22 protein-coding genes are annotated in these 25,929 nt (G+C 29.2%); 18 read left to right on the forward strand and 4 right to left on the reverse strand.

The features are described 5' to 3' along the window. Positions 1–14 precede the first annotated feature (14 nt). Both ACZ5SO_RS01625 and ACZ5SO_RS01630 read right to left on the reverse strand, forming a co-directional pair. Complete coding sequence (locus ACZ5SO_RS01625; protein WP_464626323.1) at positions 15–1,232, reverse strand: cation:proton antiporter; 1,218 nt, start codon at positions 1,230–1,232, stop codon at positions 15–17. Between the two features lie 14 nt (positions 1,233–1,246). Then, the gene (locus ACZ5SO_RS01630; protein WP_464626324.1) at positions 1,247–1,693 is read right to left on the reverse strand and encodes a PTS sugar transporter subunit IIA; all 447 of its coding nucleotides are present in this window, start codon (positions 1,691–1,693) and stop codon (positions 1,247–1,249) included. A gap of 398 nt (positions 1,694–2,091) precedes the next feature. Between ACZ5SO_RS01630 and ACZ5SO_RS01635 the strand changes: the two genes are divergently transcribed. Then, complete coding sequence (locus ACZ5SO_RS01635) at positions 2,092–3,405, forward strand: ABC transporter substrate-binding protein (RefSeq protein ID WP_464626325.1); 1,314 nt, start codon at positions 2,092–2,094, stop codon at positions 3,403–3,405. A gap of 390 nt (positions 3,406–3,795) precedes the next feature. Here ACZ5SO_RS01635 and ACZ5SO_RS01640 read toward each other — a convergent pair whose 3' ends face one another. Continuing rightward, positions 3,796–5,265, reverse strand: coding sequence for a hypothetical protein (locus ACZ5SO_RS01640; RefSeq protein ID WP_464626327.1), 1,470 nt, complete (start codon positions 5,263–5,265; stop codon positions 3,796–3,798). 414 nt (positions 5,266–5,679) lie between these two features. Here ACZ5SO_RS01640 and ACZ5SO_RS01645 point away from each other — a divergent pair, with 414 nt between their 5' ends. Genes ACZ5SO_RS01645 through ACZ5SO_RS01665 form a run of 5 tightly spaced genes read left to right on the forward strand, consistent with a single transcriptional unit; the run spans position 5,680 to position 10,621 of the window. Further along, entirely contained in the window at positions 5,680–6,393 is a 714-nt protein-coding gene (locus ACZ5SO_RS01645) for a carbohydrate ABC transporter permease (RefSeq protein WP_464626328.1), read from the forward strand. Positions 6,394–6,404: 11 nt separating this feature from the next. Beyond that, positions 6,405–7,253 carry a carbohydrate ABC transporter permease gene (locus tag ACZ5SO_RS01650; RefSeq protein ID WP_464626330.1) on the forward strand — a complete coding sequence of 283 codons (849 nt, stop codon included), beginning with the start codon at positions 6,405–6,407 and terminating at the stop codon, positions 7,251–7,253. Continuing rightward, positions 7,250–7,990 (forward strand): copper homeostasis protein CutC, encoded by a 741-nt coding sequence (locus tag ACZ5SO_RS01655; protein WP_464626332.1) that lies wholly within the window; start codon positions 7,250–7,252, stop codon positions 7,988–7,990. The genes ACZ5SO_RS01650 and ACZ5SO_RS01655 overlap by 4 nt, the downstream gene beginning before the upstream one ends. Position 7,991: 1 nt before the next feature. Next, positions 7,992–9,128, forward strand: coding sequence for an ROK family transcriptional regulator (locus tag ACZ5SO_RS01660; RefSeq protein WP_464626334.1), 1,137 nt, complete (start codon positions 7,992–7,994; stop codon positions 9,126–9,128). 11 nt (positions 9,129–9,139) lie between these two features. Beyond that, complete coding sequence (locus ACZ5SO_RS01665; RefSeq protein WP_464626335.1) at positions 9,140–10,621, forward strand: M81 family metallopeptidase; 1,482 nt, start codon at positions 9,140–9,142, stop codon at positions 10,619–10,621. A 52-nt stretch (positions 10,622–10,673) separates the two neighbouring features. On the opposite strand, the gene ACZ5SO_RS01670 is transcribed toward ACZ5SO_RS01665, so the two are convergent. Further along, the gene (locus ACZ5SO_RS01670; RefSeq protein WP_464626337.1) at positions 10,674–12,176 is read right to left on the reverse strand and encodes an Lcl C-terminal domain-containing protein; all 1,503 of its coding nucleotides are present in this window, start codon (positions 12,174–12,176) and stop codon (positions 10,674–10,676) included. 199 nt (positions 12,177–12,375) lie between these two features. Here ACZ5SO_RS01670 and ACZ5SO_RS01675 point away from each other — a divergent pair, with 199 nt between their 5' ends. From ACZ5SO_RS01675 to ACZ5SO_RS01730, 12 genes are all read left to right on the forward strand, one after another. After that, complete coding sequence (locus tag ACZ5SO_RS01675) at positions 12,376–12,801, forward strand: MarR family winged helix-turn-helix transcriptional regulator (protein WP_464626339.1); 426 nt, start codon at positions 12,376–12,378, stop codon at positions 12,799–12,801. Positions 12,802–12,935: 134 nt separating this feature from the next. After that, positions 12,936–13,247: a PadR family transcriptional regulator gene (locus ACZ5SO_RS01680; protein ID WP_464626341.1), complete on the forward strand. Its 312-nt coding sequence runs from the start codon at positions 12,936–12,938 to the stop codon at positions 13,245–13,247. Position 13,248: 1 nt separating this feature from the next. Next, positions 13,249–13,773: a DUF2812 domain-containing protein gene (locus ACZ5SO_RS01685; RefSeq protein ID WP_464626342.1), complete on the forward strand. Its 525-nt coding sequence runs from the start codon at positions 13,249–13,251 to the stop codon at positions 13,771–13,773. Between the two features lie 212 nt (positions 13,774–13,985). Then, a complete protein-coding gene (locus tag ACZ5SO_RS01690; RefSeq protein ID WP_464626344.1) occupies positions 13,986–15,128 on the forward strand; it encodes an ABC transporter substrate-binding protein in 1,143 nt (380 codons plus the stop codon). 51 nt (positions 15,129–15,179) lie between these two features. Continuing rightward, positions 15,180–16,973 (forward strand): ABC transporter permease, encoded by a 1,794-nt coding sequence (locus ACZ5SO_RS01695; RefSeq protein ID WP_464626345.1) that lies wholly within the window; start codon positions 15,180–15,182, stop codon positions 16,971–16,973. Position 16,974: 1 nt separating this feature from the next. Further along, positions 16,975–18,087: an ABC transporter ATP-binding protein gene (locus tag ACZ5SO_RS01700; protein ID WP_464626346.1), complete on the forward strand. Its 1,113-nt coding sequence runs from the start codon at positions 16,975–16,977 to the stop codon at positions 18,085–18,087. Between the two features lie 71 nt (positions 18,088–18,158). Further along, a complete protein-coding gene (locus ACZ5SO_RS01705) occupies positions 18,159–18,845 on the forward strand; it encodes a response regulator transcription factor (RefSeq protein WP_464626347.1) in 687 nt (228 codons plus the stop codon). Continuing rightward, positions 18,829–20,559 (forward strand): sensor histidine kinase, encoded by a 1,731-nt coding sequence (locus tag ACZ5SO_RS01710; RefSeq protein WP_464626348.1) that lies wholly within the window; start codon positions 18,829–18,831, stop codon positions 20,557–20,559. The genes ACZ5SO_RS01705 and ACZ5SO_RS01710 overlap by 17 nt, the downstream gene beginning before the upstream one ends. Continuing rightward, positions 20,552–21,934 (forward strand): phosphomannomutase/phosphoglucomutase, encoded by a 1,383-nt coding sequence (locus ACZ5SO_RS01715; RefSeq protein ID WP_464626350.1) that lies wholly within the window; start codon positions 20,552–20,554, stop codon positions 21,932–21,934. The genes ACZ5SO_RS01710 and ACZ5SO_RS01715 overlap by 8 nt, the downstream gene beginning before the upstream one ends. A gap of 21 nt (positions 21,935–21,955) precedes the next feature. Then, a complete protein-coding gene (locus tag ACZ5SO_RS01720) occupies positions 21,956–22,348 on the forward strand; it encodes a VOC family protein (protein WP_464626352.1) in 393 nt (130 codons plus the stop codon). A 132-nt stretch (positions 22,349–22,480) separates the two neighbouring features. After that, positions 22,481–24,310: an alpha-amylase family protein gene (locus ACZ5SO_RS01725; RefSeq protein ID WP_464626354.1), complete on the forward strand. Its 1,830-nt coding sequence runs from the start codon at positions 22,481–22,483 to the stop codon at positions 24,308–24,310. A 58-nt stretch (positions 24,311–24,368) separates the two neighbouring features. Then, on the forward strand, positions 24,369–25,784 hold the full coding sequence (locus ACZ5SO_RS01730) for a phospholipase D-like domain-containing protein (protein ID WP_464626356.1): 1,416 nt from the start codon (positions 24,369–24,371) through the stop codon (positions 25,782–25,784). The last annotated feature ends 145 nt before the right edge of the window (positions 25,785–25,929 follow it).

The raw sequence follows: 25,929 nt of genomic DNA on the forward strand, positions 1-25,929 counted from the left end.
GGCTTAATCTCCTTTTAATCGTTTTTAGATACGTGAACTTCGCCAGCTTTTTTAAGGGCATAACGTGTTAACATAGGTCCAACTACTTCAGTAATAATTGTAGTAAATAAAAGTACGTTAATTACTATTGTAGCCATAGTTGCTCCTTGACTACCATATTTTGGTAGAGTGAATTCTTTGTTTATAGCTAAGGCTAAAGCAAGAGCTACACCAACTTGAGGAAGTAATGAAAAACCTACAAGTTTTTTTACTGTTTTAGGAGCTTTACCAATAACAGCACCTAAAGAAGCACCACCTGTTTTTCCAATGCTTCTTGCAGCAAAATAAACTAGTCCAAGAACACCTATTTGTCTAATTAATGAAATATCTAAGTTTGCTCCACCTAGAATGAAAAAGGCTGTTATGAATATTGGTGATAACCCAGTAATAATATTAGCACTTTTTTTACTTAAAACGGGAGAAGTATTAACAATAATAGCACCAAATGCCATCGCTGCTAATAGTTCAGATATGCCAAGATATTCTGATATCCCAATTAAGCCTAATAAAAATGCTGCCAAGAGAAGCATAATTTGATCATTATTCTTAATTTTTTTTAGAATTAGAACATATAAAATTGCAGCTACTATACCAATCCCAATTGCTTCTAGAATAGAAAGTAAAGCACTTAGTAGCATTGTTGGTACAGCAATTGATGTTCCAAGTAATCTTGAACTAACAAAACCTTCAACAAATACATATATAATAAGGGCTGCAGCATCATCTAAGCCAACAACAGCTAAAATAGTAGAAGTTAGAGGTCCTTTTGCCTTATATTGCTTTATAACTGCAACTGTTGCAGCTGGAGCTGTTGCGCTAGCTACTGCACCTAATAATAGAGCAGTGTTTAACTCAGCATGATATAAAAAACGTAAAATAATGAATACTATAACGAAAGTACCAAAACTTTCAAATGTTACAATAGCGAATATGCTTTTTCCTAAGCTTTTAATAACATCGAGTTTTAATTCTATACCGATTGTGAAAGCTATCATACCAAGAGCTATTGTTGATATTGGGCTAAACTTATCTAGAATTTCTGGTGTGAGTAGATTTACTGCTGAAACACCAAGAATAACACCCAATAATACAAATCCTGTGACCTCTGGAACCTTAATTTTATTAACACCAACTTTTGTAGCGTAAGCTGCTGCAAAAATTGCCGCTAAATAAAGAAAAATCTGTCCTTGCATTTATCTTCTGCCTCTTATAAATCCGCAAATTGAGATAGAACTTCTTCACTTGATGTAGAGGAAAGTAAAGCTTGTCTTCTTTTTGCGTTTCTTAATACTAAAGTAACTTTAGAAAGGATCTGAAGATATTTTTTTTGTTGATCTGCTGGTCCTCCAATTAAAAATACTAATCTAACTGTTTGATCATTACCAGCACCCCAATCAGTATCATTTTTTAATACAGCAGGGATGACAAAAAATTTAGGAATACTTTTGAGCTTTGCATGTGGAATAGCAACTTGCCATCCAACATCTGTACTCATTATTGATTCCCTTTCAAAGATAGCATCTTTGAATTCTTCTTTATCCGAAATAAGTCCATTCTCAGCAGCTTTGCTGATCATTTTAGACAGTATTTCACTTTTATCATTGTTGTTTAAAAACAGCACCGAATCTTTTGAAAAATAATCTATTACTCGCATTGTTTTGTCTCCAATGGCACCATTTTAGGTATTTACATTTTTTTTGTAAAGGTAGTTCAGGTTACTTTGATATATAAATAATATTTAGTTCTAAAATTTTAGTAAATCAATTTAAACAATCAAAAATAGTTATCACTATTGTGGGGTAGAAATAAAAAATAATATATGAAGCTCTCATTATTATCATAATAAAAATATTAAAAGTTTATAAATTTAATATTTTTTTGAATATTGAACATTAAATTGAGTGATTTTTTATCTTAAAGTACTATACAAAAATTATGTTAAATTCATATTTTGCATATTTTTTGTATATATATACTTTTTTTCATTGACAGAAATAACTGTATGTTTATATAATTCAGTGAATGAAATAAGTAGCAGTCGAGGAGGATTGTATGAAAAAAATTTTAGCTTTACTAATGATTGGCTTAGTTGCCATGACTAGTATTTTCGCTTCAGGATCAAAAGAGAGCGAAAGTGATGATGGTACAATAACTTTAACAGGTTATATGCAAATTGACCCCGCAAATCCAGCTTATGCAGGTCATAATGCAGTTGTAGAAGCATTTGAAGCAAAATATCCAAATATCAAGTTAGATATTGAATATGCAACAGGTGAGGCTTTTCATCAAAAGTTCCAAGCAATGGCAGCTTCAAAAAAGATACCAGATATCTTTACCTGTTATGGTGGAGCTAGAACTGCTTATATCCAAGACCCAGGTCTAGTTTTAGATTTAAATGAAACTGATTATTTAACTGATGAATTTAAATCACAATTTAAACCTATAACATTTAAAGCCCAAGGTGAAAATGGTGAATTATGGATGATTCCACCAACACTTGCAGTTTGTCATGTTGTTTATGCTAATAGAGCAATTTTAGACGAATTAGGTTTGGATTACCCTAAAACATTTGAAGAAATGATTGAACAAGTTCCAACAATTAGAGCTGCTGGTTATTATCCTATTTCAATGGGTAATAAAGACCAATGGGTTGTAAATTCATGGTTGCTTTCTTTACTAGTTGATAGAATCGGTGGACCTCAGTGGTTCATGGATGCAGCACAAGGTAAAAACGGAGCTAAATTTACTGATCCAGAATTTGTTAAAACTTTAGAAATTATTAAAACTATGTGTGAAGAAGATTTATTCTCACCAGGTGTAAACCAAATGGGTAATGGTGAAGCTGACCAAGAATTTTACCAAGGTAAATCAGTTTATTTAATAGATGCTGGTTGGAGAACAGGATCAATGGATTCACAACTTTCTCAAGAGTTTAATAACAATATTGAAATGCATGTATTCCCAGCACTTAGTGGTGAAGTTAGAAGTAATACATCAACTGCTGTAACAGGTGAAGGCTTTGGCATAGCAAAAGCAATTGAAGGTACAGCTAAAGCTGATGCAGCATGGAAGTTTATTTCTTTCTATACTGGAAAAGAAGGAGCTGAAATATTCGCACAATACGGTGATATTCCAACATATAATGTTGATTTTTCTGAAATAGAGATGGGTATTATGCAAAAGAAATACGCTCAATTCCAAGAAGATCATGAAATGGGATACGTATTTGACTCAGTAATGGATGGTGAAGGTGTTTCTCTATTAAATGCAAATATTCAAGCAATGATGATGGGAAATGGCGATCCTGAAGAAATAGCTGCTCAATATGAGAGTTGGGTTGCTCAAAACGATACAAACAGAGAATAGTTTAATTTTACCACGTCGCTAGTATCTACTAGCGACATTATTCACTAGGGGATACGAATGATAACAGATAGGAATAAAAAGTTAAGCTATTTAAGTTTACTCATGAGTCACGAATTCTCCGTGACTTAGAGTAAATCTTGATTTATTATACACGAAATTTATAATTTTCCAAATATTTGATAAAAAGTTGATTAGATTCATCATTTCATTAAAATTTTAAGCTATTTTTCTTGAATTTTAAGATTTTTCTTTTTTTTAGGATACAACATACTTGACCCTGTGCGTTTTGAAAGGGCAATATATCCTTAAATTGAAGGTTTTGAATTATTTTTTCGCTGTCAATGAAAAGTGGTAATCAATTCCAGATGTATTAAATGGCTAAAAAAAGTCTCACGAGATTTTATTTAGTATTTTTAATGGGTTTCCAATATCTTTACTGGTATAGAAACCCATTTTTATTATCTCTTTAATATCATAAGCCATGGTTTGTTCACTATTTGTTTCACTTCTATAAGTTCGTAACCACTTAGTAGTTTTTAAATTAAGCTTTCTTGCTTTTATTGATAAAAGCTGTAACATACCTTGAGCTACTTGTCCCAGAAATGTATATACTTCAGTTGCTCTATAAGCAGCTATTATTTTTTTTCTTTTTAATGGACAATCTATTAAGTCTACAGGATCTTCATCTTTTGCCTTTCTAAAGTGATTTAGTTTTGGCATTGCTTTAGTCCAAAAGCGATAATTAAAACTTCCAATTACATGTTTTGCTCTAAGAAAACCTTCTTCACACTTCCATCTAGAGCTATAGACTTGTATAACTGTTTTAGCATCAACTGTAAGATCTGTTGATGCTAAAATTGATTTATGTCCATTCATTTCAACAAGAACAAATCTCATCTTACGATAACAACCTAATCCCCATAAACAATCTTTTATAAAATATCTAACTTTTTGATTTTTCCCATATATAAATATTTCTTCTTCTTTGAAGTTATTCTTTTCTGATTTAAATAAATCATATAGTTTTATTGAAGCTCCTTTAAGTCTTGGCCTTCCTCTCGTCCTTGGACCTTCTACTTTAAGAGGTTCTTCATAACCAATCCCATTACGTCTTAACTTAGTTATTATTTCTATAGTGTTCTTTGATTTATCATCTCTTTTACTCACATCATTTATTTCATCAATCATATTTATTACATCTCTAGAAAGGAAATATCTATCTAGAGCATAAAAATAATTATGGTTAGTTGTTTTTAAAACATTTATCCCTTGCTCTATCATTTGTACAACATGAGATTTCTTTTTATAATCTTTATTATCCCACATTTTTATAGTATGAATGCCATCTTCAATATCAGAATTAATTGGAGTACAAAACATCTTTCCCGAAGAAGCCCCTGTTAAAAGCCCAATAGCCCCAAAGAGATGTCCCCATATCATATTGGGCTTTGCCATAGATTCAGAACTTTGAGAATATCTTTTAACTCCAGCCATCTTTCGACCACTCTTACCTTGCTTAACACCATCTCCGATAAGAACTCTTCTATCATCAATTTCTATTACATCATCACAATCATTTGCAAGATAAGAACACCAGATTTCTCTTAGTTTATCTAATTCAAAACTAGAAGAGCGAAAGAATCGATCAAGCCTGTGATAAATAGCTGTAGGATTTTCATCAGTATCAAATCCACTTCTTACAAAATCACTAACACCTACAATGTCGTCTCTAAGGATGAATCCAAGCATAATTCTTGAAAAGTTATCAAATGATTTCTCTCTTGAGAAAGCAGGTCTAAATAAATTAATCATTTCCTTTAGCTCTAATATAATTGATAATTTTCCTGGTTTTATTAGCATATAGTACTCCATAATTACATATTATTAGTTTACTAATTATACTAAAAAAAGAGATTATTTACAACTAATTCATTGTATTATATGAAATTATTTTATTTTAAAACCAAATACAACAAGGTCCTAAAGAGGACCTTGTCAAAGCATTAATCACGCTATAATATTGAATAGCATGCAAGAATATAATAATTTTCTTCAGAAGATTATCTGGATTAAATTTTTATAATTATAAGTTGCGTGCTTTAGAAATTTCAGTAGAGAACTCGCGACTCACGAGTAAGTTTATTATTACCAGCATTTATTATATATATTTCAATAATAATTTTCCCTGTAATAGTAAGCTTTGGTTTATCTTTTACAAAGTGGAGACATTTTCAGTTAAAAGGTTTTGTTGGATTTGAAAACTATATAAATATAGTGAAAGACCCAATTTTCCAAATAGCAGTTAAAAATAATATAAAGATTATGTTGGTATCTGTTTTAGGACAAATACCATTAGGAATAATTTTAGCCTATTTGTTATTTAGAAAATGGGTTCGAGGTAGTGAATTCTTTGAAATGATGATTTTCTTACCAATTACAATTTCATCTATTGTTGTTGCACTACTTTGGAATAGAGTTTTTTCACCAGTTGGAATATATACGACCTTTGTGAGAAGTATAACTGATAATCCAGATTACGTTGTTAAAATATTTGAAAATGAAAAGCATGCAATTGTTCCAGTTTTATTTGTTTTGCTTTGGCAACACACAAGCTTATATATGATAATATTTTTGGCAAATTTACAAAGAATTCCTAAATCAGTATTCGAAGCTGCAACTATTGATGGAGCTTCAGAATTTATGATAATAAGAAAGATTGTTTTGCCAGCTTTATCTGCAGTTATATATACTTGTTCTGTATTAGCTATTTCAGGATCTTTAAAGAGTTTTGACTTAATTTTTGCTATGACAGGTGGAGGACCAGTTCAGTATACTTATGTAATGGCACTGTATTTGTATCAACAGACGTTTACATTTAATAATTATGGTTACGGAAGTGCCGTTTCGATAATTATTGTTATATTAAGTGTTGGTTTAATAACAATTTGTCAACATATTTTTGCAAAAGTTAGTAATAAGTATAATTAAGGGAGAATAAGATGAAAAGCAATTTAAGAGAGAGAAAAATCTCAACACAAGCGATTATTTTCTCATATACATTTTTAATTTTATTTACAATCATTACTTTGTTTCCAATAATTTGGATGACTTATTCTTCTTTTAAAAGTATGGGAGAGATAATGATATATCCACTCTCCTTACCAAAAGATTTTACTTTGGCAAATTATGTAAAGTGTTTTGAATATGGAAATATGGGTTTTGCTTTTTTAAATAGTGTAATTTACAGTTTAGTATCAACAATTTTAGTTGTTCTTTTATCACTACAAGCAGGCTTTGCGTTAACAAAATTTCCATATAAAAGTAGGAAAGTTTATTCAGCATTATTTACAACAGGTTTATTAATTACGGTTAATTCTGTAATAACTCCATTATTTATAATGGAAACTAATACAGGTCTTTATAACACGTACTTAGGAGTTATCCTCCCTTATGTAGCATTTGGCCTTCCTATGGCAGTATTAATTGCTAGCTCATATATTAGAGGTATTCCATCAGCTTTAATCGAAGCTGCAATTATTGATGGAGCAACTTATCGACAAATTTTCTGGAAGATAATATTAATTGTATCATCTCCAGTAATTGCAACAATTTCTGTATTATCCTTTTTAGGCAATTGGAATGAATTTTTGATGGTATTCACCTTAACAAGTGGTGAAAATATGAGAAGTTTACCTGTAACAATCAATTCCTTTGCTGGACGATTGAATCAAGATTATGGCTTACAATTTGCTGCTTTAGTTATAGGAACAATTCCTATGTTTATATTTTACTTAATTGCACATAATGCCTTGATAGAAGGTTTTGGCGAAGGAGCTTTAAAAGAATGATAAAACCAAAAATAGAGATATGCTTAGAGAATATTGAATCGATAATAGCTGCCGAAGAAGGTGGAGCTGACAGAGTAGAATTTTGTAGTGATCTTTTTGAAGGTGGATTAACCCCTAGTTTAGGGATGTTTAGGACAGCGAGGAAACATACAAATATAGATATAAATGTGATGATTAGACCTCGTGGTGGAGATTTTTGTTATTCTGATTTAGAATTTGAAACAATGTTAGAAAATACAAAAATCTTTAAAGAAGAGGGAGCTAATGCTATAGTTTTTGGAATATTAAACCCTGATGGAACTATAGATAAAGAGAGAAGTGAGCAGCTAATAGAAGTTGCTAGACCTTTAGAGGTAACATTTCATAGAGCCTTTGATATGAGTGTTGATGCTATAGAATCTCTTAAGACTTTAATTGAGCTTAAAGTTGATAGAGTTTTATCAAGTGGATTAGAATCTTCAGTTATGGAAGGTATAATTACATTAAAGAAAATGATTGAATTTGCAAAAGATGACATTATAGTAATGCCTGGTTGTGGAATTAGTGAAAGAAACTTTGATTATATAAAAAAAGAGTTACAAGCTAAAGAATATCATGTATATTTACCTATGGAACAAAAATCTAAAATGCTTTTTAAACCAAATCATATTTTTATGGGTGGAGAATTGAGACAAGCTGAATTTGTTATTTCTAACACTGATAATAGTAGAGTAAAAGCTATAAAAGGATTGGCATAGAATGGCTAATGGTAAATTTCAAAAAGAGACAAATAATTTTTTAATACTACAAAAATTGAGAGAGGGATTTCTGTCAAGAAGACAAATTGCTGATGATTTAAACCTTCAACCCTCTACCGTAACTTATGCGATTGCAAGATTGATAGAGTTAGGTTTAGTTGAAGAAAAAGGCGAGGAAAGTAGTATAAAAATGGGGAGAAGAAGGACTTTAGTTGGTCTTAATCCTAATTATGGTTGTGTCTTTGGAATTGAACTATTAGTAAATCATTTTCATGCTAATATTACAGATTTTAGTGGTAAAATAATTTATCACTTAACTGAAGAATATGATGATAACATTATTCCTTATGCTAAAGGAAATGTTAAAAGATTTGAGTTTATAGTTGATTATGTTCTTAGTAAATTAGAGGCAAATTGTTCAAATAAGATATTAGGAGCTTGTATTGCAATAGCAGGAATTGTTGAGCAAAAAGGTGAAAAAATAATGTTTAGTTGGACTCAAGGTTTAAATAATTATTATACCAATGAGTTAACTGAGAAATATGATTATAATATTTTTTTTGAAAACGATGCTAATTGTGCTGCTTTTAATCATGTTGGTCAAGAAAATGATACTTTTATATATACTCTAGTTCAGATGTATAAAACTAGTGAAGTTCCCTCTGGAGTACCTCCTGTAGGAGTTGGTATGGGAGTTGTAGTCGATGGTAGATTAAGACGCGGATATACCTCCCATGCAGGAGAATTTAAGAGTGTTTTATATCATGGAAAAGACTTTAACCAACAATTATCAATTTCTAATGAAGAGCTTGCAAAAATTGAAAATGATGAGTCAATTCAAAGAGCTTTTTTTACAGAGCTTATAGATAATTTAAGGTTTGCTTATAGTTTACTAGATCCAAGAGTAATATATATAGGTGGGTATTTGACTAAATGGGAAAATTTATTAAAGGAAATAATATTAAATAGCCAAATTGCAAATGAAAGTGATTATTTTGCAATTGCTAGCACTTATGAAGAAGATATTTGTGAAGGTGCAAGTAAATTAGTGCTTGAATATTTATTTAATTTACCCACGGTAACTTCAAGACTTAAAGGTTGGGAATCTAAGAGATCACCAATTGGTATTGAAAAATAAAGGATACTTAAATGAAAAAAAGGATATTGGTAGGTGGATTACATCATGAATCAGATACTTTTAATCCAATAATAACAAATAAAGATGATATTTGGGTTAAAAGAGGAAATCAACTAATTGAGCAAATAGGAATAGATTCTTGTTCTGGAATAGTTAAAACACTCATAGACAATGATTATGAGGTAGTACCAACTATTATAGCTCGGGCAGTTCCAAATGGTATTTGGGATAAACAATATTATTTAGAACTCAAAAATGAACTAATTTCAAAAGTTAAAGAAGAAAAAAATTTAGATGCTATTTGTTTATCTCTCCATGGTTCTATGAGAGTAGAAGAGATTGGAGAAGCTGAAGGAGATATTTTAGAAGCAATTAGAGAAATATATCCTGATATTTTAATAGTTTCATCCCTTGATATGCACGCAACAATAACAGAGAAAATGATCAGATACTGTGACGCTTTTGTAGGATATAAATGTGCTCCACATACAGATACATTTGAAACTGGTATTCATGCTGCAAATATTGTAATTGAAGCCTTAGAAAAAGGTATAAAACCAACTATGAGTGCTGTACATATTCCATTTTTAGTTGCTGGGGAACAGAGTGAAACTTCAGTTGAACCTATGAAAAGTTTAATTGAAGATTTAAGAGTAACAGAAAAAACTGATAATGATATATTTGCACTTTCGTATCTATTAGGGTTTCCTTGGGCAGATACAGAAGAAAATGGTGTAACTGCAATAGTAGTAACAAAGTCAAATAAAGAAAAAGCAGATAAAAAAGCTATGGAAATGGCAAAGACATTTTGGAATAGAAAAAATGATTTTTGCTTTTATAATGAAACTAGAATGCCAAAAGATGCATTAGAGAAGTCTATAGAAAGTGTAAATGCTGGAGTTTTTCCTGTTGTAATTTCGGACTCTGGAGATAATCCAACAGCTGGCTCCTCATCAGATGTTACGAATTTCTTAAAATTAATTTTAGAAAATGAAGAAATTAAAGCCTTAGATCCACCTTTAATATATCAATCATTTTACGATAAAGAGGTTGTATCTCTATTTATAGATAAACCTATTAATACATCGTTAAATATTAAACTAGGGGCTAAATATGATATAGAGAAAAGTACTAGTGTTTGTTCAAGAGCTAAATTAATAAGTAAATATAAAGGATTTAAGGATGCAGAGAATACAAATTTAATCTTACTAAATATTGATGGAGTTGAAGTAATAGTTTCTGATAAGCATATAGGGTGTTATGATCCAAATATTATAAGGGCTTTAGGCGTTGAAGTTGAGAAGAGAAAGATAATAGTTGTTAAATTAGGTTATTTAGAGCCTGAAATTAGGAGTATATCAAAGAGAAGTATGATGGCCTTAACAACAGGATCCTCTGATGAAATATTTGAAAGACTTCCATATAAAAAGTTAGCTCGTCCAATTTATCCCTTAGATAAAGATTTTGAACCTAATTTATATTACATAAAATAATAAATAAAAAAACTGGAAGATTTAATCCTCCAGTTTTTTTATAATTATTAACTTAATTTGCATCTCTTACTAATAGAGCATAGTTGTAGATTACAATATAATCTGCAGCATTTTCGCTATTACTTAAATCAAATTCAGTTACAGTATTGTTTTCATCAAAGTCATATGGATATTCTTGACCATAAAGTTTTTCCCAGAAAGTTCGAGATAATTCAGGAACTTGTGTAACAGCTCCATTTGTATCTTTATAATCAGCTCTCATACATCCAGGACCGTGAACATCTACAAAGTCATCTGCTGTAACAGTTGCAGAAATATCTTCTGTAGCTTCATCGCTATCATTCATTTCTTTTGGTGGAGGCCCCATAGGTTTGCCATTTTCCATTGGAGGCATATTTCCATCAGCCATCATAGGAGGCATGTTTTGTTGTTCAGAATCTGCAACAAGATCAATTCCATAACCACGGCCAAATGCAATATAATCAGCCATTTCAGGGAAGTCACCACAAGTTGTACTTGTCCATACAAAACAATCTGGACGACTTAAAGAGAAGAAATTAGGGTCAGTTGCAGGAAGTTCAGTTTTTTCATATTGAACAATACTTTGGAGTTCTTTTACGTTAGGAAGTCTCCAGTCACTATAACCTAGGTATTCAATTTCATTCATTTTTTCAACCCATTTTAAAGTATCTACCCAAGTTCTACCGTAACCAAAGTTTTCATCCATTTCATCTCTTAAAGTTCCATCATCGTTTACAGCACCACTATCTTGTTTGCTCCACATTAAACCGGTAGCCTTATCTGTTATAGTGCCATCATTATTGTCAACAAAATCATTTACACCATATACATTTTCTTCACCTCTAACAGCTCTAACACCAGCTGGGATAGAGAAACCTGTAGAACTTCCATCAATATTATAACCATCACCATAAGATTTTAGATGACCATCAGCCCAGTTAAAGCCATAGTTTTTTTCCATCTCTTCATAATCATTATTAGCAGGCATTTTACAAACAGTACTTGTCCAGTATGAACCAGTATAAGGTTTGGCCTCATCGTAGAAGAAATCAAAATAATCTGTGTCGATATAAGCAATAGCAAGTGAAGTATCTTCAGGGTTTAATTTACCTTCAAGCATAGCGATAGAGAAAGATTCTTTAATAGTTGGCAATCTCCAATCAGTATAGCCCCCTAATTCAAGATTCTCTACATATTCAACAGCTTCATCATAAGTCATTTTTTCAGAAGGTGGTGTTTGTTGCCACATCAAACCTGTATTATTATCTGTTACAGTACCATCTCCATTATCAGTATATGAGGGGATAATACCTTCATATTGTGCATCTTGTCCGTAATATAATTCTCCAGGTTCAGGAGGATCTATTATATTTCCTTCGTTATCATAAGTAGAAGTTTGCATAGTATCTGTTACTACAAACTTAACAGAAGGTGTTGTTTGTTGTTCAGTAGTTGAAGATGAAGTACTACAACTAGTCAAAATAATCGAAGTTATTGAGAGAGCAAAAGCTTTCAATATTATTTTTCTGTTCATAAAGGAACTCCTTGATTAAAGAAAAGATTTATAAGTATATTGCTAAAAATATTAACTAACTATGATTTAAAGTAATACCTTAATGTTTTTATTGACTATATCATTAATAATATCTATAAAAGAAAATAGTAGACATGTCAACTATTTGCAAAATATATACTATCAGTAGATATGTCAACAAATAATGTGAGGAGATTATATGAAGTTCGATTCTTTAGATAAAATTTTAGATGATATTACGAGGGAAAAAAATAAACATTTACAAAGCTATGTTGAAAAGTTTTCTCTAGGAAATGGACAATTTCAAATATTAAATGAGATAGCTTGGAATGATGGTATCTCTCAAGAAGCAATAGCCGAGATTAGGAAGATAAATAAATCAGCTATAGCAAAATCAGTAAAAGGCTTAATAGAAAAAGGCTATGTTTATAGAGAAAGAAATGAAAAAGATAAAAGAGCTTTTTGCTTGCACTGTACAGAAAAAGGTAAAAGAATAATCCCAGAGATAAAACATATAATTGATAAAGTTGACAATAAACTTTTAAAAGATTTTACTGAGGAAGAAATAAATTGTTTTAGGAAATATTGCATAAGAGTAAAAAAAAATATTACAGAAAATAAATAAAATGATTATTAAAGATTAAGATGCTAGAAATATACACCCATAACTTAGTGGTGTATTTTATTTTGATTTAATATATCGTTGACTAATATAACGTGATATGATATATTGTGAAACGTAATATAAGGATAGTAAAAATGAACAAAGAAAACCCACTAACAGAAGCAGTATTTTATATTCTTTTAGCAGTAAGAAAACCTAATCATGGATATGGAATAATACAAGAGGTGGAACATCTTACTGATGGACGAGTTGTTTTAGGGGCTGGTACATTGTACGGTGCTATCAATTCTTTATTAAAAAAACAATGGATAAGTCTATATAGTGAAGATAAAAATTCTAGAAAGAAAAAAGAATATTTAATTACTGAACAAGGACGATTAGCTTTTAATAGTGAAGTTAATAGACTGAAGCAATTGATTGAATTGTCTACATTAATGGAGAATTAGAATGGTAAAATTTAAACTTTTTATAGACAAAGATGAAGAAGTAAAGTTTTTAAACGAGCAGGCTGCAAAAGGTAATGCTTTTAGAAAATTCTTTTTAGGTTTTTATTTTTTTGATAAAAGTGAAGAAAATAAATACGTTTATGATATTGATTTATTATCTAAGTTTACCGAATATAATTCATACAAAAACTTCATGAAAGAAGCAAATGTTGAGGTTGTCTCACGTTGGTATAGATGGGTGTATGTAAAAAGTTTAAACAGGGATAAAGGCTTTGAGCTTTATAGTGATGTAAATTCTAAAATTGAACATTATAATAAGATTAAAAAGATGTTTATTGCAGCTTTTATAATTGAGTTAATTTGTCTTTTTGTAGAAATTATTGTTCCTTTAATCACTTCTCAAATGATGACAATAAATGCCATTTTTATTGCTTTAATTGTATTTTTTGCTATTGTTATTTTTGGTGGATATTCCCAGGCAAAAGAGAAAGTCAACTTTTATTTAAGAGAGAAAGATAAAATATAAACCTGAAAAATCTCTGCAATACAAAATGCAACTAATCAATTGTAATATTTACTGCAACCAAATTAGCTATAAAAAAAAGAAGTAAGGTTGCATTAGGTATTTCAAGTAATAAAATTTCTACATAGCTTCTTTATGTTTAATTTTGTTTGACAATCATAATATCCCATTGTATTCTATCTATGTTAAGAAAAATTAACATAAAGGAGATTTCTATGAAAAAAAAATTAATTATTGCTCTTAGTATAGTTTTACTAGGCATTCCTCTTTTTGCAGGAGGAAGTAAAGAAGAAACCCCTAAAGAAGTGGTAAAAGTTGAAGAGAAGATAATGACTCATGACGAATTAGTTGAAGCAGCTAAAGCAGAAGGTAAGGTTGTAGTATACGCAACTACAAGTAGAATAGCTAATGCAGCAGAAGCTTTCGAAGCTAAATATGGGATTAAAACTGAAACTTCAAATCTTAAAGACTTTGAATTAATTGAAAAAATTTCAAAGGAAGCTACTAGTGGTGTATTAGGCGCTGATTTTGTAATCGCTCAAGATGGTGGTAGAGTGATGGGAGAGCTAATAAATTTAGGTTATTTATACTCTTATGTTCCAGAAAGCATGAAAAATATTATTCCTAAACAATACCAAGATCCATTAGTATTCTCTGTTATAAATAAATTATTCATTTTTAATAATGAGGATTCAACAGAGGAACCTTTCGATAATATTTGGGCTTTAACCACTGAAAAATGGAGAGGAAAATTCCAATTTAAAAATCCTTTCCAAGAAAGTGTTAATGCTAACTTCTTAACAATGGTAACAAAACCTGAGATTGCTGATGAAATAGCAAAAGCTTATAAAGAGTACTTTAATAAAGATATTGAATTGACAACTGAAAATGCAGGTTATGAATGGATAAAAGCTCTTTATGAAAATGACTTAATAGTTACTACTTCAGATACTAAAACAGCTGAAAGTGTAGGAGTCAAAGGACAACACAAGAGTGAAAATGCTGGTTTATTTGTATTCTCAAAATTGCGTTATGTTGAAAGTAAAAACTTAGCATTACAACCTATTTTAAATGCAAGTCCATTTTGTGGTTTCTATTATCCTTTATATGCTTTAATGGTTAGTGATGCAAAACATCCTGCAGCAGCTAAATTATTTATTGAATTCTTATTAACAGAGGAAGGTTTTGCTCCTTGGAGTAGTGATATGGGAACATATTCCCCAAATCCAAACGTTAAAATTCAAGAAGGTGATTATCCTGTAAGTTATTGGGAAAACATCCTAATAGCTGAAGATCCAGTATGGTGTTTTGAAAATAGAGCACAAGTTGAAGAATTCTTAAACGAATATTTATATTAATTAAAATATATGGGGTTGTTTTCAACCCCATACATATATAAAGGAAAAACAATGACTTATAGAAATAGATTGAAAATGTATTTCAAAAAGCCCCATAACGTGATTCTAACTTTATTATTTGTAATTTTGATTTATTTAACAATTGTACCGATGGTAACTATTATAATCGATACATTTACAGTTCATCAATCAGAATTGATGAGAATTAAAGGTTCTAAAGTTGGATCATTTACACTATATCATTGGACAAAAGTTTTATTTTCTTCAATAAGCAAGAAAATGTTTTATGAGCCATTACTCAATACTATTATAGTTGCTCTAGGAACTTGCTTAGTGTCGATTTTAATTGGTGGAACTGTGGCATGGTTAATAACTCGAACTGATATGAAATATAAAACAATTATTTCAACGCTATTTATTTTCCCATACATAATGCCATCTTGGACACTAGCAATGGCTTGGTTAAATTTCTTTAAAAACCCATTAATTGGGGGCGCTCCAGGCTTATTTACAGTTTTAACAGGTATAGAAACTTCAAACTGGTTTGCCTATGGACAATTCCCAATTATTATGGTTTTAGGACTTCATTATGCTCCTTTTGCTTATATTTTAATCGGTGGAATATTAAGAAATATGGATGCAAATTTGGAAGAAGCTGCTTTATTAATGAAAGCAAGTAGAGCAAGAATTATGAAAAAAATTACAATTCCAATTGTAATGCCTGCTCTTTTATCTACTTTTTTATTAGTTTTTTCAAGTGCAATGAGTGCCTTTGCTGTTCCAGCTTTTTTAGGAACACCTGTTCGGTATCAAGTTTTAACAACTCAAATGTATAGAACTTTAAATGGTTTAAATCCAGGCTATGGTTATATTATGGCTTTAATTATGATTATTATTGGAATTGGAATTTTATCCATGAATCAAAAAATTATTGGAAAGAGAAAAACCTTTACAACTATAACAGGAAAATCCTCTAATATTGCTTTAATAAAGTTGCGAAAAGCTAAATTATTAATTTCTTTATTTGTTCTAATTTCAACAATTTTAATTTGTATTGTGCCACTAATTTCTTTTGCTGTAGAATCCTTTATCGTCGAACCTGGAAATTATTCATTTTCTAATTTTTCAACAATATTCTGGGTGGGTAATGGGTCTCCTCAAATAGCAAATGGAGAACCTGGTATTTTAAGAAATCCATCTATTTTATTAGGATTGATGAATAGTGTAAAACTTGCAGTAGTAGTTTCTTTTGTAGCAGGAACTACAGGAATTTTAACAGGTTATGCTATTGCAAAATCTAGAGGAACTCGTTTATCTGCAATAGTAAATAACTTAGCATTCTTCCCTTATTTAATGCCAAGTATGGCTTTTGGTGCAATCTATCTATCAATGTTCGCTATAAGAAGAGGGTTTATTCCTCCTATGTATGGTACTTTTGCTCTTTTAGTAATAGTAGGGTCAGTTAAATATTTACCATTTGCATCAAGAGCAAGTATTGGTGCTATGCATCAACTCAGTGGCGAAATTGAGGAAGCCGCTACAATTCAAGGAATTCCATGGATAAAAAGAATGGTAAAGATAATAGTTCCAATACAAAAAGCAAGTTTTATCTCTGGATATTTATTGCCATTTATTTCTTGTATGAGAGAATTATCACTATTTATCTTGTTAGTAACTCCAGCTACAAGAATTTTGACAACAATGTTATTTCAATACAATGAGAAAGGTTGGAGTCAATATGCAAATGCAATTAACTTGTTAATTGTATTTTTCGTAGTAGCTAGTAATATTGCTGTAAATAAAATAACAGGTGCCTCAATTGATAAAGGTATCGGAGGAAATTAGAATGCCCGAGATTAAATTAGAAAATATAACAAAAAGATTTGGAAAATCAATTGCCGTAGATAATTTAAGTATGATTATTAAAGATGGAGAATTTATATCCTTATTAGGTCCTAGTGGATGTGGAAAAACTACAACACTTAGAATGATCGCAGGATTAGAGACTCCAACTGAAGGTGAGATTTTTATAGACGGAAAATGCGTTTTTTCTGCTGAAAAAGGCATAGATGTATCCCCTGATAAAAGGAATGTAGGTTTTTTATTTCAGAACTATGCCCTTTGGCCTCATATGACCGTATATAAAAATATATCGTTTGGTTTAGAAAATATGAAATGGGACAAAAAGAAAATAGATGAAAGAGTTTATGAATTATTAAAAATGTTGAAAATAGAAGAATATGTTGATAGATATCCTTCTGAATTATCTGGTGGACAACAACAAAGAGTAGCTATTGCTAGAACTTTATCAACAGGTCCTAAAATTCTTTTCATGGATGAGCCATTAAGTAATTTAGATGCTAAGTTGAGAATGGAAATGAGAACGGAGTTGAAAAGATTACATTTAGAAACAGGGTCAACTTTTGTATATGTTACCCATGATCAATTAGAAGCCATGACACTATCAACTAAAATTTGTTTATTAAAAGAAGGGTTGTTACAACAATATCAACCTCCTTTAGAAATATATAGAAATCCAGCAAATTATTTTGTAGCGGACTTCGTCGGTTCTCCAAATATCAATATTATTCAGATGAAAGGAAATACAATTAATATAGATGAAGTGAAGTTAGCAAATCCCTCTTTGAATTTACTATTTACCCCAACATCTAAAGTAGTTTCTATAAGTGAAAATCAAGATTTATTACTAGGTATAAGACCAGAAGATATTGTAATAGATGAAAATGGGGATTTCGATGCAGAAGTATATTCTACGTTACCATCTGGAATGGAAACAATTGTAAAAATTAAAATAAAAAAAATTATTTTAACTTGTGTTGTGTTCGGTGATGTTGATTTTAAAATTGGTAAAAAAATTAAAATTTCGTTCCCTTCATCTAAATATATCCTTTTTGATAAAGCTACGGAAGTACAACTTTCAAGTGGTAAATTATCATAAAATTTAAAATTTAGGTTGCCCCGTATTAATTTACGGGGTAGAATAAAACCACTTTTTGCTTGGGGTAATTGATGAAAACTATATTAGTTGTAGATGATGAAAAAGCAATCGTTCAGATGCTTCGTATAAACTTAAAAAGTTTTGGTTTTAAAGTCATTACTGCTTACAATGGTTATGAAGCATTAGAAATTTTGAAGAATCAAAATGTGGATTTAGTTTTATTAGATATAATGATGCCCCAGATTGATGGAATTGAAGTCTGTAATAGAATAAAAGAAAATCCTGTAACACGTGTTATACCCGTGATAATTGTTAGTGCTAAAGTTCAGGTTGAAGATAGGATATTAGGATTAAACAATGGAGCTGATGATTACATAGTAAAACCTTTCAATTTATTGGAGTTGAAATCTAGAATTGATGCTGCAATTAGGCAAGTTGAGGTAATTGAAAAGCAAAAGAAAATTTTACATAAAGGTAATATTTCAATTGATTTGTCAACCTTGGCAGTGAAGTGTGATTCATCTAAAATGGATTTAACTTTAACGGAATTCAAAATACTGTGTGAATTAATGAAGCATCAAAATGGAATAAATAAAGATGATTTAACAACGTTGATTTATAGTAATTCGATATTTCAGAATAAGAGGATATTAGATGTTCATATGCGAAATTTAAGAAAGAAATTAGAGAATTATAAATCAAATTGTAAAATCATTACTTTAAGAGGAATTGGATATACACTTGAAGTCAAAGAATAAAATAATAATTATATCAATTTTATCAATTATTATCTTAGCAAATTTTGTTTTTATTTATTTTTTTTCGTTTAAGATTATTTTAGATCAGATTTTGAGTCGGGCTGATTCAGATACAAATAATTTAATTAGTTTAATTTCAAAAAGTTCTTCAATTGGTGATGCTGTAGAAATATTTAATGATTCAAGAAATTTAGAAATTAATATTGTTGATGAGAATTATCAAGTTTTATATACAACTGATTTAACTCTTAGATCACAGTATTTTTCAAATAATATAACAGAGGCAAAGTCAGAAGGAGTAGCTTCTTCTTTTATAAAACAAGATTTAGGGAAATCTTTATCTTTAATTTATTCTAAAAAAGGTAGTTTTAAAAATAGTTTAATTATAGTAAGTATAGAATATCCCTTTTTATTATATTGGGATTTTAAGCACTTTATTTTATTAATCTTTTTCTTAACAGTCTTAATAATTGCTTTAAATACTTATTTAATTACAAATAGTTATATATCTTCTTATATTTTAAATTTAAATCGATATGTAGAAACTTCTCATGTAAATAATGATTCTAGTAATAGTGACTTCGAATTTACAACATCTAGTGAGAATAAAGATGTTGTAAGGTTAATAGAAACTTTAAATACATATAGAAATAAATATGACTCAATTTTAGAAAATGATAAAAAACGTTTTTCTAAAGTCACTTCATTTTTATCAAACATTCCAACAGGGCTTATCATAGTAGATAATGACCGAGTAATTTCTTTAATTAATGAAAAAGCAGAAAAGATATTTAATTTAAATAAAAGAGAAATAATAGAACAAACAGATATTGATGGATTTGAGGTTGTATATAATATTTGGGAAAAAGTTGTAAATACAAAAAAAATCATAGTTAAAGATATAAATATTAAAGAAATAATAGTGGAAATAGAAGCTTTGCCTATGAGAGATAAATACAGCCCATTTGAGTTTATAGGAGTATTATTCTTATTAAGAGATGTTACTAAAATAAGAGAAATTGAGAATATGAAAAATGATTTTGTATCAAATGTATCACATGAACTTAGAACTCCTTTAACAATTATTAGTGGATTATCTCAAACATTAAATAATAAAAATATAGAAGAGGAAGATAGACAATTTTGCATAGATTCAATTGATAAAGAAGTAAATAAATTGTCATTCTTAATTAATGAGTTGTTACTACTTTCTAAAGTAGATAATGGACAGATTCAAGAAAGTAATGAGGTTTTTAATCCTACACAAATAATAAGAGAACAAGTTGCTTATTATTTTGAAAGAAGTAAAGAAAAAGATATATTAATACAAGTTGAACTAGAGAAAAAGGAAAGTTGTAGAATTTACACGAATAAAGTGTATTTTAGACAAATTATTACTAATTTGATTGATAATGCACTAAAATATTCACCTTCTAAAACATTAATAACAATTGAAGAAAAAATTACAGATAATAATTATATGGTTTCAATTAAAGATCAAGGGATAGGTATTTCAAAAGATGACCAGAAAAAGATTTTTGAAAGATTTTACAGAGTAGAAAAGTCAAGAAATAGTGAAACTGCTGGTAGTGGCCTAGGGCTTTCTATAGTTAAATCTTTTCTTGATTCAATTGGAGGAGAAGTTAAAGTGGAAAGTGAATTAAATAAAGGTTCAACTTTTACAATAATATTTCGGAGGGATTACAATGTATAAATTAGATTCAAAAATATTAAAAGCCTGTGATATAAGAGGGGTATACAATAAAACTCTTTTTGATGATGATTTTTATTTTATAGCAAAAGCATTTGCCTCCATTTTACATAAAGAAAATAAAAAGACTTGTGTTCTAGGTTATGATTGTAGAGTCTCTTCAATTCCTTTGTTTAAAAAATTTAAACAAGGGTTAATAGAAAGTGGAATAAAAGTTTATTATTTTGAAACTTATGTATCTACTCCTTTTATTTATTATTGCATAGATTATCTTAAAGCAGACAGTGCTGTAATTATTACAGCAAGTCACAATCCCTCAAGTTATAATGGATGTAAATTTGTTATGAAAGATAGAATCTTTCATCAACAAGATATAACAAATCTTAATAAAATTATAGAAAGTGATGAGTTTGTTAAGAATAAAATAGGTAGTGAAGATTGCTTAGATATTAAAGAAAAGTATATTAATTATTTAATAAGCAAACTTGATTTAAGCAAATTACAGAATTCGAAAATAGTTTGGGATTGTGCTAATGGTGCAACTTCATTTTTTATCGAGGATTTTGTAAAGTTACTCCCCTCACAAAATATCTTAATTTTTACAACACCAGATGGAACTTTTCCAAATCATAGTCCAGATCCTAGCAAAGAAAAAAATCTTGCAGTATTGAAGCAAAAAGTTATAGAAGAAAAAGCCGATTTAGGAATTTCTTTTGATGGAGATGGGGATAGAGTGGGATTTATAGATGATAAAGGTAGGTATGTTAATGGAAATCAATTATTAATCCTCTTAGCAAAAGATTATTTAGACAAAAATAAAGGTTCTAAAATTATTAGTGAAGTAAAAGCTAGTAAAGTATTTTATAATTGTGTTAAAGAGTTTGGTGGAATACCAATTATGTGGAAAGTTGGACATACTAATCAAAAATCTAAGATGATAGAAGATAATATTCCTTTTGGTGGAGAGACTAGTGGACATATATTTTATAAAGAAAATAATTATTACGATGATGGAATGTTTGCTGCAATTAAACTGTTAAATTATATTTTTTCCTCGTCTCTACCACTATCGTCTCACATAGAGAAAATTCCAAAGATAATTAGCACTAGTGAAATTCGGTTGGAAATGAATGAAGAAGAGAGAACAACATTTTTAGAAACTATCAAATCTAATTTAATAAAAGATAAGGTGAAATTTATAGATATAGATGGCATGAGAGTTGATTATAGCAAAGGGTTTTGGCTATTAAGAAAATCCAATACAGAACCTCATATCACCTTATATTGTGAATCAGAAACACAAGAAGATTATAAAAAGGTTGTAGATAATTTAAAATATTATATAAGTAAGACAAATTATAATTTAATTCAGCTGTGAACTATAAAAAAAGGAGAGAATATGAAATTACAAGGTTTCGGTATTTTTGTTAAAGATATGCCAACAATGGTTAGGTTTTATAGAGACGTTTTAGGTTTTAAAATAAGTGAAAATGAAGATGCTTCAAATGTATATTTAGAAAAAGATGGAGTGCTTTTTTTACTTTATAGAAGAAGTGATTTTGAAAAGATGGCAAATACTAAGTTTAATTATGCTAATGGAGTAAATGGTCATTTTGAAATAGCTTTGAATGTTGAAAATTTTAATCAAGTAGATAAAATGTTTGCTTCAGTTGTATCTAAAGGTGCTAAAGAAATATTGAAACCAACTACTGAACCTTGGGGACAGAGAACTTGTTATATTGCAGATCCTGAAGGAAATCTCATAGAAATAGGGTCTTTTAACAAAATGTAATTCATAATTTTCCAAAAATAAGTTTAATTAAAGAAATAAATAAAAAAAATAGCAGAATTAAAGCTAAAATGTTAGAATTGTTTATGGCGATTATTTTATATTAATTGTTTAATATTTTTGGAGAAGATAAATATGGGGTATAATGAGAGATTAAAGTTAAGAGAAGGCGAAATTAGAGAGATTTTATTTTTACTGTATGGGGAAAAAGATCTTTTTAATAAGTTAAATCTTTTAATGTTGAATAGATTTAATCAGAGAGATGATTCTCTTAAAAAATTAGATAGAACAAGAAGCGAAAACCCTCTCTGGTATATGGATAAGAAAATGTTAGGGATGACCATGTATACAGATTTATTTGCTAATACACTAAATGGTTTAATAACTAAAATCCCATATTTGAAAGAGTTAGGAATAACCTATCTACATTTGATGCCAATATTGAAAATGCCTAAAGAAAATAATGATGGAGGGTATGCTGTAGATAGCTTATTTGAAATAGATAGTAAGTTTGGTACAAATCAAGACTTAAAAAATTTAACTACCGCATTGAGAAAAGAAGGTATTAGTCTCTGTTTGGATTATGTTCTAAATCACACTTCATCGACTCATCCTTGGGCAATAAAAGCTCAAGAAGGGGATATAGAAGCACAGGAGAGATATTTCTTTTATCCAGATAGAGAAATTCCAGATTATTATGATTCAATTGTTCCTGATGTTTTCCCTTCAACTGCACCAGGAAATTTTACCTATGTTAAAAAGTTAGATAAGTGGGTATTAACTTCTTTTTATCCTTTTCAATGGGATTTAAATTATGGAAATCCTTCTGTTTTATTTGATGTGATTGATAGTATGTTAATATTAGCAAATCTAGGTAATGAAATATTTAGATTAGATGCTGTCCCTTATATTTGGAAAAAATTAGGGACAACTTGTAGAAATTTAGAGCAAGTACATTTGATTGTTAGATTGATTAGAATAGTTATGGAAATAGTCTGTCCTGCAATAGTTTTAAAGGGAGAAGTTGTTATGGCTCCTAAGGAATTATCTCCTTATTTTGGAACAAAAGAGAAACCAGAGTGTCATTTATTATATAATGCAGCTTTGATGGCAAATATTTGGGATAGTTTAGCATCTCAAGATACAACTTTACTTGTAGATCAAATAAATAATATATTATCTTTGCCTTCTCATTGTAATTTTATAAATTATATTAGATGTCATGATGATATTGGATGGGCCTTAGATCCTGCAGTTCAAAATAGCATTGGTCAAGATCCAAAAGAACATAAAAAATTTCTTTATAATTTTTATAGTGGTAATTTTCCATTTTCTTATAGTCGAGGAGAGCTATATAATTATGACCCTATTAGTGAAGATGCTAGAAGTTGTGGTACTACTGCAAGCTTTTGTGGAATAGAAGTCGCTTTAGAGTCTAATAATAAAGAAGAATTAGAAAAAGCTATAAAAAGAGATTTATTATTGCATTCAGTCATATTTGCTTTAGAAGGTTTTGCACTTTTATCTAGTGGTGATGAAATTGGACAGTTAAATGATTATTCTTATAAATTGGATCCTTTGCGAGTCGATGATCAAAGAAATGTTCATCGTTCTAAGTTTGATTGGGAGAAAGCAAAGCTCAGAAAAATTAAAAATACCTATCAGTATAAAATCTTTACTGGTTTACAAACTATGCATCAAATTAGAATGACTAATAGTTGTTTTAACAGTGGTGCTTTTGTAAGTACTTGGGATTCTCACAATTCAAAAGTATTGATAATTAGAAGGACTTATAAAGATGAGGAATTATTGTGTATTTTCTCTTTTAGTGATTTTGAAGAGAACTTTTATACAAATAATTTAGTAGGAGAATATAAAGATTTATTTACTGGAAAAATTCTAACCCCTGGTTGGGGATACAAAATTGGGTCACATCAGTGCATTTGGGCAAAGAAAAATCTTTAATCATATAGTAGAATTAATGTGTAAAAATAAATAGTTTTTACCATGATTCGGGGTACAAATGAAAAAAAGGAGATTTTTTAGCCTAAAATTGTTAATTTTATTATATTTTTTATACGCCTTTGTTACAGCTGTTTTAATATTCGCCTTTAATAATAACAGTGATAATCGGTATGTAAATAATTTAAATGGTTATTTAAATGATACTCTTTCTGTAGATAGAGTTGCCTTAATTGAAAAAAGAGATTTTTCTGCTATGTCAAAATTATATTTAATTGATAAAGCAGAGAAATCCTTAGATGTATCATATTATAAAATACAAAATGATGAAGCAGGTTATGTGTTTTTATCTAAGATAGTAGATGCAGCTAATCGCGGGGTAAAAGTTAGGGTTTTACTTGATGGTAAAATCAATAAAATAGCTAAGGATTTCAATGGAATAAATTATGCACTTGTTAATAATGAGAACATAGAAATTAAATATTATGAACCTTTTTCTTTGTTAAAACCTTGGACATGGAACAACTTATTACATGATAAATATATTATAGTAGATAAGAAATTTGCTATATTAGGTGGCAGAAATATTGGGAATCAATATTTTGATTTAAATAATGATTCTTTACTTTTAACAAAAGATCGGGAAGTTTTAGTAATTAATACAGATGAACAAAAATATAATAATAGTGTAATATCTGAAATAAAAACATATTTTGATGAAGTGTGGGAAAGCCCTTATTCTAAATATCCAAAACTAAATCTTTCTAAAAGAAATATAGAAAAAGCCATTAAGAAAACAAATGAATTAAAAAGTTGTGCTAAATATATTGAAGATAAATATCCTCATTATTTTAACTTAGATATAGATTTTTTTAAAATATCATTTCCAACAAATAAAATTAGTTTAATTCACAATCCTATTGAAAGATTTAAAAAATATCCGAAATGCTGGATAGAAATTAGTAATTTGATTAAAAGTGCAAGATCTTCTGTTTTTATACAAAGTCCATATATTATTTTCAATAAGGAAATGAGAAAGTATCTCAGTTTAAATGATCTTTCAAAGGTAAATACAAAGATTTTAACAAATAGTGAACAGTCGACTCCTAATTTGTTTGCTTTTTCTGGGTATCTTAAATATAGAAAGGAATTATTAGATAGTAAAATTGATATTTTTGAATATCATGGAAATGGTTCTATTCATGCTAAATCTTATATTATAGATGATAGACTTTCTTTAGTTGGTTCTTTTAACATGGATCCAAGAAGTGCCTTTTTAAGTAGTGAAACTATGCTAGTTATCGATAGTAAAGAATTTACAAAGGAACTAAATAATCAAATAAATATACATGAAAAGAATAGTGAATTAATATCCACTGAGAAAAACAGTGGAAGAGAGACTTCCCCAACAAGAATTAAATATGTTCTTTTACGTATTGTTAAAGTCTTAACATATTTATTTGATTTTCTTCTATAAATTATAATCAATCCTAAATAGGGGTATTATATTGATTAATAGATTACCATTTTAATTTTTTGAAAAATTATGTTATAGCTTTCATATTTATAATTAAATGAAGATTAATGGCAATTAATAGTGGATTTATTTAAAATTGAAATCT

The organism is Pleomorphochaeta naphthae (assembly GCF_055396005.1).